Raw genomic sequence first — 12,982 nt, 5'->3', positions numbered from 1 at the left:
TATTTACTATTTAAATATACACAGAAAAGAGGGCGCAGGTACAAAAGAATTCAAAACTATAGCGAAATTCCCGTATTGCGCTCGCTGACGGTGGTAACTGCGGCTTTGAATGTGTCGTCGTTTGCGATGATGGTGACGCTTTCCTTGGCGCGGGTGATTCCTGTATACAGAATTTGGTTTGTCAGTAGCGGGTGCCCGATTTTTGTCGGGAGGAACATGGTAACGTGTTTGTATTCGGAGCCCTGCGATTTATGGATGGTGATGGCGAATGCGGTTGTGAGCGAATCTTCGGGGAGAATCGAGAGCGGATAAAAGACAAAGTCATCGCGCGTTTTTCCGGTGAGTTCGCTGTTTTGCAGGGGCGCCTTTTTGAGCATGAGGCAGGGGGTGTTATCGTCGAATACTACGATGCCTGTGTCACCATTGTAGAGTTTGAACATTTCCTGATTCTTGGTGATGATGAGCAGTTGTCCGGGGAAGTAGCCGGAGTCGTCCCATTGGATTGTTTCGCCTTGCTTTTTCTTTTGCGCTCGCCAAAGGCTCTTGATTTTACTACAAACTTTTTTATTGATGTTTTCGATGCCGCGGAGTCCTCGGCGTTCGGCGCAGAGGATGCGCTTTGTCAGCGAGAGCTGCCAGATTTCATTACGGCGGGCGGTTTCGCTGTGGTCGGTGTCGCTTGCTTCGGTGCCGGTGCGCTCAGGGTGGATGTTTTCTGCAAGTGCGGGGAGTTGTGCAAAGTCGCGGGACCATTCGGCGATGAAGTTTTCAATGCGTTTGTCTTCTTCTTTTTTCGAAAGCGGTGCGGAGTCGGTTTCGAGTTGCTTGTAGAAAACTTTATCTTTAAAGTTCGTAGCGCTTCCCGTTTCGTTTGAGCTGTGCGAAATGTCATTCGCAGATGCGTCGCTGCTCGTGAACTTGTGCGGAACAAACTTTGTGTTGTCTTTTGTTTCTGCAACGGTTTTGATTTCGGCAGCGAGTTTTCCGATGTTGGAACGGTCGTCGAATCGGTTGGATTCGTTGAGCTTGACAGAAAAGTTGCTGCCGCTTTCGTTCACTTTGAGGATTTCGCCGAGGACGGCTCCTGAGTCAACAGAGGGGAGCTGGAACGGGTCGCCGAGAATGAATATTCGTGCGCCTTCGGGAATGGCTTCGAGGAGGGCGGCGAACATTTCGATGTCGATCATGCTTGCTTCGTCAATGACGAAAATTGAATTTTTGGGGAATTGTTCTTCGCGGTTGAACGAAAAGCCGCCTTTGCTTTTGGAGAATCGGAGTAGGCGGTGTATGGTGCTACTTTCGAGTTCGTTCAGCTTGCGGAATATGGGTTCGTTGTTGGTCTTTTGTTCTTCGCGGATTCTTGCGAGGCCGTCGATGAGGCTTTCACGCATGCGGTCGGCGGCTTTGCCACTCGGTGCTGCAAGGTAAATGTTCCAATCAAGCATGTCGCTATGGCTTTCGAGTAAATTCCACAAAATGTAAAGGACTACTGTTGTTTTGCCAGTGCCGGGGCCACCTGTAATGACGAGGTTTTCTGTTTGCCCGCGGATGATGGCTTCGGCTTGGCGTTTCTTGATAAGGAAAGGTTTGCCATTGCTGAATGGCTTACAGATGTTTGCAATTTTTTGTTTGCAGTTTTCGATTTCGTCGTCGGTGGGTGTATTGCCGTTTTTAAATAAGATTTTTGCGGATTGCTCGATGATGCATTTGGCATCGAAGTGCTTGGTAAAGTAGAGGTGCGCTCCGCTTTCGCGTTTAGCGAGGACGAACGGACAACTTAATGCATCTTCGATGGAAGTTGTGTCAGTTTCGCGGCTTTCCATGATTGCAGAAAAGTCGTTTGTCAGAATGTCTTGAATGCCATCGCGAATAATGTGGGCGAAATCGGCGACACTTGCGAAATTGCTTTCATCAATGTCTTCTTCGACGGTGCTGATGCGGAGTGTGACTAGGCCGTTCCATTTGCGGGTCCACATGTCTGTGAACTGCGATGCATCTAGCGGAACGCGCGTGTTGCCATCGTCAAGGAGCGACAGGCAGAGCGTTAAGAATTTTTGCGTTTGCAGAGGAACGTCTTTTTTGATTTCGAAAAGTAAATGGAGTAGATGTTTGTCAAGCGCAATGAGACCGCGCATTTCTATGAGCGCATCGATGAATTCGTCGAGGAATTCGGTGGCGATTAATTTATTATCCATTTTAATTTTCCTCCTTGCTGTGGGAGGGCTTTATCATAAGGTCTTTGATTTTCTTATAAGCGTGTTCAAGGTCTGCAAAGTTGTTCCAAGTTTGCGCGTAAATGCCTTTGGGTGTGTTTCCTTCGGTACCGCGAATGAATGCGTAATAGATACCACCAAAATGTTGTTCAAAAATTTCGGCTTCGCTTAAGTTTTCGGCAGTGCCTTCACCGTAGAATTGCTTGAGCCATTGGATAAGGCAATAGCTGTAAAGAACTCGTTGGATGGAGTAGTCGTTATCGACTTTTTCTTTGAGCGCTTCGGGTGTGTAGGTGCTGTTTTCGAGCAGGTCCGATTTCCAGTCGAGAATGGAGTAGCGCTTTTTGCCGTTGACGCTGCGGACGAACAGCAAGTCGATAAAGCCTTTGCAGAAGCGCTTGAGTAAATCGCTTTCGTCGCTTGCATTTTGGTTGAATTGTACTTCGGGCTTGTGGTCGCTTTCGGGAATGTCTATAAGCGCGAATGTATCGGTCGTTTTAGAACAGCCCGCGATTTCCGGCAACCTTGCGTTTAGCGTGTTCCGAGTATAGCGTGTGGCAATGTCGATCCAAGAGTCGCGATGATTCCAGATGGGGAGCGATTCGCGTTTGAATTCTTCTTCGATGATGTTCTTTGTTTGTGGGTTGGCAAGTGCGTTTTCGAGCGTCTTGTTTTCCAAACCGAATTGATGGAACTTTGTACGTTCGAAAATGCGATGGAAGGCATTACCGGCGTGCGAACCGCGCGGGAATCTCTGCGCTGTTTCGTTGAGGTGCGTTTGGTAATCGAGCGATTCGTCAAATGCGATGGTGCAATCGTGCGCTTCGGTGTCAATATCCCGAATTTGTACAATTGGCGTACGCGCTGTCGCTATTTCGGCACCCTCTGGATTCAAACGGTCGCCTTCGTCTGTATCGACTACGGAATCGGCTTTGCCAGAAAGCGAACTGTAGGAATATTGCATGATGCTTGCATCGGCGAGCTTTTGCTGCAAGCGGACCATTTCGTTTTTTTGATTTGTAATGTTGTTCTTAATTTCGTCTGCGGTCAATGCGTTCCCGATTCCAGAAAGAGCATTGAACGGCTTGAGGATGCGTTCCTTGACAGTCTCGCTTAACTGTTGCGGATTCCAATTTTCGATTTTAGGTAAATGTGTTGTCAATTGCGGCGCTGTTTCAAGCAGGCCTCTAATAGAGCCTTCGAGGAATCTGTATTCTTCCTTGACGCCTTTGGTGTTTTTCCATTTTTCGTAGCGCGGCAACATCAAGATCGAAGATGCACGTGTGAAATCGACGTAGAAAAGTCGTTTCCATTCTTCGAGTTCTTCGCGTTCGCGAGTTGTTTTAGCTTTTTCGCTGAACCCGAGGCGAATTTCATCGTTGTCATGATAAAGGAACGGGCCTGTTCCCGGTCTTTTGCCTTTGAACCCTGCAACAGAAATCACAACCGGAAATTCGAGGCCCTTGGACGCATGAATGGTCATGACTTGTACGGCGTCATAGTCGCTGCTTTTTTCTACAAGGTTGCCGTCTTCATCATCGGCGTTGTCGCTGTAGTTTGCAAGCGCTTCTAGATGGCGGACAAGGTCTTCAATAGAGCAATTGTGATTGTAAAGGTATTCGATGGCATAATTTCCGATTTGGCGGAGTCTTGCCAAGTTTTGCAATCTGGAAATTTCTGTGAGGCGTTCTTCGACTTGTGTGTCACCGTAAATGCGTTCGAGCATTTCGGCGTAGCGACGTCTTTGGGCAAGTTCGCGCCAGGCGTTCAATTGCAAACGCACAGGATTGTTCGGGTCGTCAAACGCACTACTTTCGGCATAGTGAATGTCTTGCTTTGCGATTCTGAAAAAGTCCGTGATGAGTGCTTCGCTTAAAAGTCTTCGGTTCCAAGCGGAATAATCAGGGGCGTCAATGGCTTTAAAAATGGCAATCCATTCGGCGCATTCGCGGCAGCTGAAAAGGTTGCTGTCTTTGTAACGGCTGAAGGGTACACCTGCAGAACGCATGGCATCTTCGATGGAATCCATTTCGGCACGGCTGCGTGCGAGTACGGCAAAATCCTTGAATGTAACGTTTCTGTATTTGGTGCAGTCTTTTTTGTCGAATACTTGCAAGGCTGTTTTTTTATCATCGATAAATGTACACCAGTCTACAATTTTTTGAACGGCCGCACGTGCAAAATCTACTTCGTTAATGTCCTCGTCGCTAATCCAAATTGGGGCGATTTCTTTGCCGTTGATTTGAGGCGGTGCCTTGATTTGCGAACTATTTTGCGGCGGGAGCGATGGCTCAAAATCTACGAGCTTTGTTGCGCCTTCGTTGGGCGTGAAAAAATCGCCTTTGAAAAGTTCGTTGCAACCGTTGATGATTCCTGTAGTAGATCTAAAGTTTGTTTGCAACGACATGCCGTTTTTGATTTCGTGAATCGCTTTTTGATAGACGTTCACATCGGCGCTTTGGAAACTGTAAATGGATTGTTTGGGGTCGCCGACGACAAATATCTTGTCGAATACGGCACTGAATATATCCCATTGCAATTGGTTGGTGTCTTGGAATTCATCAATAATGGCATAGGCGTATTGTGCGCGGAGTCTTGTCTTTAGCAGGGATTCGCCTTTGCTTGTGTCAAGCGCTGCACGATGAACCGATAGAATCATGTCGTTGAACGACTGGTATTTCATTTCGGTTTTATAGGATTGCCATTCGTCAAAAACGTTGGCGGCTTGCGTTATCAAGAATTTGTTCAGTAAAAAGCTGTTGATAGAACCGAGCAAATCTTTCAGGTTTTTAAACGCGATAAATGCTTCGTATGCATCTGCTGGCCAGTTTGTTCTAATAAACTCGTTATCCTTGAACGAAACGGCTGAAAATAGCGAACTGCCTTTTTGCCATTGCTTGAGTATGTTCAAAAAGTCTTCGATGCAGTTTTTGGAAGTCTTGCTGAATTTTTCAGACGGATATTTTTCAAGTGTTGCGTATGCTTCGTTAAATGCGGGAATGGCGAGGATTTCGTCAAATTTGCTGACTGCTGCGATGACGTGCAAATCCTCTGTGCTTAAAATCGTTTCGCCAATTGCAATTTCTTCGGGCTTGTCCAGCGGAATAATTTCGCGGTTGCCTTCGCTCCCTTTGTAAATGTTCGTGATGCTCTTGAGGCCTTCAGTGATTTTTCTTGTAATCGCTTGCGCAGAATCGTGCTTAATCAAGAACTGAAAATCTGAATTGTCGCACCAACGGTCTCGAATAAATTGCTCGATGAGATTTTCGACTTCGGCATCGTCAATCATCGACATGTCAAAGGGCCTGCCTGCATCGTAGGCGTATTCCTTTAACGCTTTTTGGCAGAATGAATGAATGGTGAAAATGGCGGCGTTATCGACGTCTTGGTATGCTTTTGAAAAAAGTGCAAGTGTTTCACTGTCGAGTTCTTTTTCGCTTTCGTTGGTCTTATCCAGTTTTTTGCTGATAAGAACTTCGTCAATTTTTTTGCGGATGCGGTCTTTTAATTCACCTGCCGCTTTTTCAGTATAAGTGACGATGAGAATTTTTTTTAGCGGCGTCCCGAGGCTAATGAGTTTCGCCACCATCAATTGGATGGTGTATGTTTTGCCTGTGCCTGCAGAAGCTTCGATAAAAAGGCTTTTGGAAGGGTCGAATTTTTGGAGACTGAAATTTTCCATGATTATGCCTTCTTCTTTTTTACAGTTTTGCTAGCGGAACTTTCAGATGTTTTTGCCTTGGAGCCTTCATCTATCGTAAATTGCATAAGGCCGCGCATTTTTTGTGTGGCTTCTTTCCACTGATCTGTAAAGTTAATTGCGTCAAAGCCCACATCTGTGATGGGATCGAATAGCGTTTTTTTATCGAAGTATTTCCAGGATTCGCTGAGCAGTTTTTCTTTAAAGGCGCGAATGTTGATGATTCCCGATGCGTCGAGCATGCTTGCGGGAACCGCCTTGGAATACGGAAGTTGTGATTCATCGCCAAATGCAGCCGTGTAAATATCTTGCAAGATTTCGTTTGCTTTTCGCGGCGTCATGGCAACGGTGGCGCTTGTCGCGTCTTTTGAAATGTCGCCGTTGTAGATTGCAATTTTAATAGTTTGTTCTTTTTCTGCGGTGCTTTCGTTACTTGCTCTTTGTGCAATAATGGCGAGTGCCTTGATGTAAGAGGGCAAGAACTTGGATAAGTTTGGATTTTTATCGGACGAAGAGACCGAAATCATTTTTGTGACTTTGTCGAGATCGTTGTTGTCGCACCAATCTAGCGTACCCGAAAGTGTCCACTTGCCGGTGGCGTTTTTGCGATTGAGCTGGATGTCCTGAATTTTAGCTTTGTAGCTCCAGGAATCCTTGATTTCATTAATGAGCGTGTCGCCCATTTGCTCTAGAATTTGTGCTTTGTTCGATTCGATTTCGGCAAGCAGTTTTGTTCCGAAAATGCCGTCTGGCATGTTTCCCTGAAGTGCCGATTCCTTTTTGAATTTTTCGAGTTCATCGGACTTGTGCGAAAGTTCTGCAGCGACCATCATTTTGAGAAGTTCGCTTTTTTGCAGTGCGTCAAAATGGATGGGCTCGAACATTTCCTTTTCGGGGTCATCAGCATTTGAGGCCGCAAGCATTTGGCTGATGCGGAATTCGAACGGATCTTTCAAGAATTCGCTGAGCATGTACAGCGGAACGCGTTCGGGGCATTTGAAGTTGACGTTCTCTGTCGCGGTTTGCATGGCGCCCGTTTTCGGATTTACGTGTGCAAATCCGTCTTGCATCATGTTCAGGAATGCATGTTTGTTGCGAAGGCTTTTTTGCGTGAACAGCTCATCGAAATTACGTGTTTCGTCAAGCGATATTTTATTTTCGGGCCATACTTCTGATGGGCTGATTTTCGCGGCAGTTTCGGATGCGACAGGCCCATCTGCGGCATTTCCCACGGCATTTGCCAAGAATTTGCGGATGTCGTTTACAACGGAGGTCGGGTAAAGTTCAGCATCCTTGCGAATATCTTGATTCACGTAGCTCACGTGGAAACTTTCGCTTGTACTCATGAGTTGGCAGAGGAATGCGTAACGGCGCTTTGCAATGGGTGAATCATCGCCAGGCCACGGGCGGCAAGATTTGCGGAGGTCGAGCGTGTTGTGCTGCTTTGCTCCCGGGAAGTTCATGGAATCTCCGCCGATAAAGAACAAATGCTTTACGGGGATGATTCTGTTCGGGATAAAGTTCATGAAGGTAACGCCGTTCACGAACAATGTGCCGCAACTGTAAGCAGATGATTGTGCTGCCGTGAGGAGCGTTTGCTTGATGATTTTCCACGAGATGCTTTCGAGACCAGCGTCTATTTGGTTGCGGAGGCCTTCGATGGCTTGCATGACGTTGCTTACGATAATTGTTTCGCTTGCAAATCCTTCCGGAGCGCCGGGCATCGATATCCATTCATTGAGAAAATCGGTGAGCTTGTCTAAGTCTGCGACTAGCCCGGCCTTTCCGAAATCCATCCATTTTTTGAGTGAATCAATGCAATCGACAAACTTGCAGAGTGAGCGGTTGTCACTAGTTGCCATGTCGGAATACGGCATAAGGATATCGCTCGAAGTCATGACAGGATTCTTCGTCATTTTTGCAAGGAGCAGTCGACGCACGCCGCCGAGCCAATCTTCTTTTTTATGCTCACGGTCGCGATAGACGTTGGTGCCTTCGATCCAACTTTCCCATTTGCCTACGTCATCTTCGCAGATGTGTCGCGTTTGCTGTACCACTGGATTGCGCAATAGTGCAAAGAATGTAGGGCGTGTGATAGTCCCTTGTTCGAGAATCGTAAACAAGTTGTCCAATACGTTTTCGGTTTGCGAACTTCTAGCAGGCGAGTCGACAATGGCAAACGGAATGTGCAAAAAACTGTCTTTATCGTTCTCGCTGGCGTATTTTTTCTTTTCAGGCGTTTGGTCAAAAATCGTCTTGATGGCAGTGCGGTAACCATCTAAATCGGGCGATACTACAAGAATATCGTTCACACGCGCGCCTTGCTGCATGAGCTTGCAGATAGAAGTGTGCAATGCTTCGACTTCGCGAATTTTGGTTGGCGCAGCTGTTACGTCTAAAGAAGTATCTGTGCGCTTGCAATCATCAGCGCTAAAGTCGGGCAATGTGTTGATGCGGTTTGCAATGGCGTATTGCACTTTGTGCAAAAGCGTGTCGTGCGGTAGCTCGCTTGCATCGCTAATTTCGTCGCCTGCACGAAAGTCAAAATCGTAATTAGCGGCTTGGCACCAAAGCTTGATATTGTCGCGCCCGGAGCGTCCCCAATTGCAAAGCAGCGTGTTTTCAGATTCCGCTTCTTCGTGGGTGTATTCGGGAATGTCGTCCACATCATTGCTGTCGCCCGCTTCAGAAATATCAACGGACATCTTTTCACGAACTTTGTCTATGCTTCCTGTGTTATCGCTCCATTGCCCGTCTCGTGAGACCCAATTCCTGTGGATAGTCGCGCTTTGATTGTGGACGGTTGAAGTGTCTTCCCAGAATTCCATGCAGGGGTTTTGAATGTAAGCGTAAACGTCATGTGTCTCGGCGTATTTCTGCAAGATAACGCGGTAGAATTGACCCATGCCGCCAAGACCGAAAATGAATAGCGGTGTATTGCCGATATGCTCTGTGTGGAAGTTGACGTTGCCTGCATTGTCGTGACATGCAATGTACAGATACGGGATTGTCAGATATTCCGTACTTTCGCCGTTTTTGCGTTTGGCCTCGTTCTCGAAAACTTCAGATAAAAGCGAAGGCTTGCTATCGTGCGCATGGAAAATCGCGGAGTACAAATCGCGCTGCCATTTTTCACGCTGTGAAATTTCGCGGTTCGTGAGTCCGAAAAATGAATCGAGTTTCCCTTGTTTCCACTTGTCGAGAATGCCCGGCGCCGAAGTGCCGTCAATGCGACGGATGAAATTGCTCGGCCTGCTTGTCTCGTATTCCAAAAATAGCGAAGCCATCTTGCTTGCAAAATCAAACAGATGCGTCTCGTCAAGCTTGCCGTCAATCACCAAGTAACGCTTGACTTCTTCGTCCATTTGCAGATAGTTCGGGATGCCGTTAGTCTCCTTGACAAGATGCGCAAGGATGACGTTTCTCAGCATGTCGGAGTTCAATTTTTTCTTGTGCGTGTCATCGCCAATAAGGATTTCCATGAGAAAGCGGTCGATCATCATGGAATTGAAACCGACAAGAGATTTCTTTTTTTGCACCCATTTTAACCTGAACCATTGCTCCAGTTTTGGGTCCGGGAATAGAACTGCCGGTGCTTCAAACGGGTTTGTCCATGCTTTGGAAACGGTGTCAATCATTTCGTCGGCGAGGTTTTCGAGGTTCAGTGCAAATTTCAGGTACAGCATGAGTACAATATATCTTTTTGCAAAAAACAGAAAGCCTTCGGCTGGTCGACCGAAGGCTTGTTAATCAAGGAATCATGAAAATCAAATGTGTTGCGTTTTAGAAAATCTTAATCGCGAGGTTGACCGTTGTCGTGTTCTGGGCCGTGTTCGCCTTTGTGGTGCTTGTCGTGCTTCATGTGTTCGAACCGCATTGTCTTGAACTTTTCCAACTGTTCCTTGGTAAGAATCTTGTTGAAGTCCTTGACACCCTTAATTCTGTGGTTGAGCAAAGCTTCTTGAGCCTTGAGAATTTCAGCTTTGGCGGCTGCAATTTTCTTGTCGTCGTTGGCATCGAGTGCTTCGCGGAGAGACTTTTCAGCTTCTTTCTTTTGCTTGCGGAGTGCCTTGAACGTAGAGTCCGTAACGCGACGCTGCTGTTCGAGTGCGGTCTTCTGTTCGTGGGTCACTTGCAATACAGAGTCCATGAAGGCTTCGCCCTTCTTGAAATCGAACTTCTTGTCGAAATCTTTGCCCTTGAAATTCGGATCGCGCGGCGGTTCACCACGGAAGTGGTCGCCCTTGTGGTGGTGTGGGCCTTCACCGAATTCTTGACCGTGGCGCATGCAGTGTGGGCATTTGCAATCCGGGCCGCAAGGGGCTTTCTTCTTGCAACAATCTGCCTTTTTCTTGCAGCAGTCTAAATTCTTTTTGCAGCAATCGCCAGGCTGGAATTCGCAAATTCCATTTTTAGAGCAAGGCGAGAAACCTGCGTTGTTGAATGCGAATGCTCCAATGAAGAAGCCAAGAGAGCAAGCGAAAATAATCAAGCTTGCAAAGAAGGTTTTAGTGGATGCGTTCATTATTTTGTCTCCTGTAATAAATAGCTGATGGAAGTGTATGTATCCAAATTTTCAAGTTCGTCATCGCTCGTTTCACCGAGTTCGCTGTACCACGAGACAAGTTCATCGGATGCGGCGTTCGTTATGAGGAGCGTTTCGGAGTCCATGCGGTTGAATACCGTAAAGACGGCGAGGAACGAGACAACTATAAGGCTTGCGGCGAGGGCGTACATGGTTCTCGCCTGGATGAATTTGATAAACTTTTTCTGGTTCGAAGAATCGAGTCTTGCGCAGACCTTTTCCCAAGAATCTTCTCTGGGCTTGATTCTATCGAGTTTTGAAAAATCGATTTGATCACGCATAGTTCACGTTCTCCTGTAAATAGTTCTTGACAACAGTACGTGCACGACTGAGCCTTGCTTTGATGGTTCCTTCGGGCATGTTGTAAATCTCGGATAAGTCCTTGATACCGAGGTCTTCGGCATCTTTGAGCCAAAGCATGCTTCGCGTTTCGGCGGAGAGCTTTGACAGGCCCATTTCCAAGAGTTCCGGGTCGTAATCCGTTTGTTCCTCGTGTTTGCTCCCGAGTGCGGAAACCGTCACGAGCTCGATATGTTCCTCTTCGAGTTCGGCGTGGCGCTTTTTGGAGCGTAGCCTCATCAGGCATTCGTTGACGGTGAGGCGGTACAACCAAGTGTTGAGTGCGCTCTCGCCGCGGAACTTGTTGATTTTCCCTGGAACTGAAACGAAAATGTCCATCAGCACATCTTCGGCCTCGTCGCGGTTCTTGAGCATTCTGAACGCCAGGTTCAGCACGTTTGTACTGTGGGCTTTCCACAGCATGCCAAGCGCTTCGCGGCTACCTTCTTTGATTTTCTGTATGATGACTTTTTCGTCCATTTCGTTATTTTTGATGCATGGGGGTGGGGGTAGGTTGCATGGGTTTTGAAATTTTTTTTGAAAAGGAGGTGCCCGCTCGGAGGCGGGCATGACAAGATGAGTAAGAAATAAAATATATTTTAGAACGATGCAAAAAATCCTTTTTGAAAAATTAAAAGAGGCTTTTGCCTCCGTTTTGCCCATCACGCTTATTGTGTTGCTGGTTTCGCATACTCCACTTGTCTCTTTTTCGGTGAAGGAACTGGTTGTTTTTTCGATTAGCGCTGTTTTTTTGATTGTGGGGATAGGTCTTTTTAACTTGGGGGCGGACCTGGCCATGACGCCGATGGGGGCGTATGTGGGGTCTGGGCTTACCAAGTCGCGGCGTCTATTGTTGCTTGTTTCGGTGTGCTTTGTGATGGGGGTGCTCATTACAATTGCGGAACCGGATTTGTCTGTGCTGGCTGAACAGGTGAAAAATGCCGTAAAACCGATTTTGCTGATTTCGACAATTGGTGTGGGCGTCGGGATTTTTTTGCTCCTTGCGATTTTGAAGATTGTATTCAAGAAAGACCTTTCGCTGATTATCATTTTCTTTTACATGGTACTGTTCATGCTCGGGATGCTCATGGTGTCTGTCGGGCGGAATTCGTTTGTACCGCTTGCGTTTGACTCGGGTGGCGTGACGACGGGGCCGATTACGGTGCCGTTTATCATGGCTCTTGGCGTGGGTGTCGCAGGTGCGATTGGTGGTAAGAATGCATCGGAAAACAGTTTCGGCTTGATTGCGCTTTGCTCCGTGGGTCCGATTTTGGCTTTGATGGGCTTGGTCGTTTTTTCGAAGGGCGATTTGACTTATGAACTTTCGACTGCGGCATATTCTATTGAAGCTAGCCTTGGCGAACACTTTTGGCCGGTTGTCCTGACTGTTGCAAAAGAGGTGTTTATTGCGCTTGCGCTGATTGTTGCCTCTTTCTGTGCTCTCCAGTTTACGGTGCTGAAACTCCCGATGGCAAAACTTGTGCAGGTGGGCGTTGGAATTTGCTACACGTTTATAGGTCTTGTAATTTTCTTGACGGCTGTGACGGTCGGGTTCATGCCGATTGGTTTTGAAATTGGCCGTGAACTGGCTGCGCGTCCGCATGCGCTTGTGACGGCGGGCTTTATCATTGGTATGGTGGTCGTGCTTGCAGAACCGGCGGTGCATGTGCTCAACAAGCAAGTCGAGGAAGTGACGGGTGGCCTTGTGACCAAACGCTCCATGCTGATTGCGCTCTCGGTAGGCGTCGGCATTTCGATTGGACTTTCAATGCTCCGCATTATTATCGGATTCCCGATTATTTATTACTTGTTGCCCGGTTACTTTATTTCACTGGGGCTTTCGTTCTTTGTGCCGAAACTTTATACGGCGATTGCATTTGACTCCGGTGGTGTTGCAAGTGGTCCTTTGACTTCGAGCTTTATTTTGCCTTTGGCTATTGGTGCCTGCTCCGTGATTCACGATGGCGGCGATTCGATTTTGAATTATGCATTCGGTATTGTGGCTATGGTTGCGATGACTCCGCTCATTACGATTCAGGTGCTTGGTTTCAAGGCGATTGTGGCAAGGCTTTGGCGCAACAGAATTATGATGCGTCGCTTGCAAGATGCTGATGATGAACAAATTATTGACTTTGTGTAGAGGCT

At 47.2% G+C, this 12,982-nt stretch carries 7 protein-coding genes; 1 reads left to right on the top strand and 6 read right to left on the bottom strand.

Translation table 11 applies throughout. The annotated features are described in order from the left end of the window. Nucleotides 1-56 precede the first annotated feature (56 nt). The 6 genes from BUQ91_RS10665 to BUQ91_RS10640 form a co-directional block, all read right to left on the bottom strand. A complete protein-coding gene (locus BUQ91_RS10665; protein ID WP_074209258.1) occupies nucleotides 57-2,195 on the bottom strand; it encodes an ATP-dependent DNA helicase in 2,139 nt (712 codons plus the stop codon). Nucleotide 2,196: 1 nt separating this feature from the next. Beyond that, the gene (locus BUQ91_RS10660) at nucleotides 2,197-5,895 is read right to left on the bottom strand and encodes a UvrD-helicase domain-containing protein (protein WP_074209257.1); all 3,699 of its coding nucleotides are present in this window, start codon (nucleotides 5,893-5,895) and stop codon (nucleotides 2,197-2,199) included. Between the two features lie 2 nt (nucleotides 5,896-5,897). Continuing rightward, nucleotides 5,898-9,599: an exodeoxyribonuclease V subunit gamma gene (locus tag BUQ91_RS10655; RefSeq protein ID WP_074209256.1), complete on the bottom strand. Its 3,702-nt coding sequence runs from the start codon at nucleotides 9,597-9,599 to the stop codon at nucleotides 5,898-5,900. Nucleotides 9,600-9,706: 107 nt separating this feature from the next. Then, nucleotides 9,707-10,438, bottom strand: coding sequence for a Spy/CpxP family protein refolding chaperone (locus tag BUQ91_RS10650; protein ID WP_074209255.1), 732 nt, complete (start codon nucleotides 10,436-10,438; stop codon nucleotides 9,707-9,709). Beyond that, on the bottom strand, nucleotides 10,438-10,779 hold the full coding sequence (locus BUQ91_RS10645) for a hypothetical protein (RefSeq protein WP_072829785.1): 342 nt from the start codon (nucleotides 10,777-10,779) through the stop codon (nucleotides 10,438-10,440). Before BUQ91_RS10645 ends, BUQ91_RS10650 begins: the two co-directional genes overlap by 1 nt. After that, the gene (locus tag BUQ91_RS10640; protein ID WP_074209254.1) at nucleotides 10,772-11,317 is read right to left on the bottom strand and encodes an RNA polymerase sigma factor; all 546 of its coding nucleotides are present in this window, start codon (nucleotides 11,315-11,317) and stop codon (nucleotides 10,772-10,774) included. Before BUQ91_RS10640 ends, BUQ91_RS10645 begins: the two co-directional genes overlap by 8 nt. 127 nt (nucleotides 11,318-11,444) lie before the next feature. Here BUQ91_RS10640 and BUQ91_RS10635 point away from each other — a divergent pair, with 127 nt between their 5' ends. Beyond that, nucleotides 11,445-12,977 carry a DUF1538 domain-containing protein gene (locus tag BUQ91_RS10635; protein WP_074209253.1) on the top strand — a complete coding sequence of 511 codons (1,533 nt, stop codon included), beginning with the start codon at nucleotides 11,445-11,447 and terminating at the stop codon, nucleotides 12,975-12,977. Nucleotides 12,978-12,982 lie beyond the last annotated feature (5 nt).

It is taken from the genome of Fibrobacter sp. UWB11 (genome assembly GCF_900143015.1).
GTDB lineage: Bacteria > Fibrobacterota > Fibrobacteria > Fibrobacterales > Fibrobacteraceae > Fibrobacter.
This window is presented reverse-complemented; position numbering and strand designations above follow the sequence as displayed.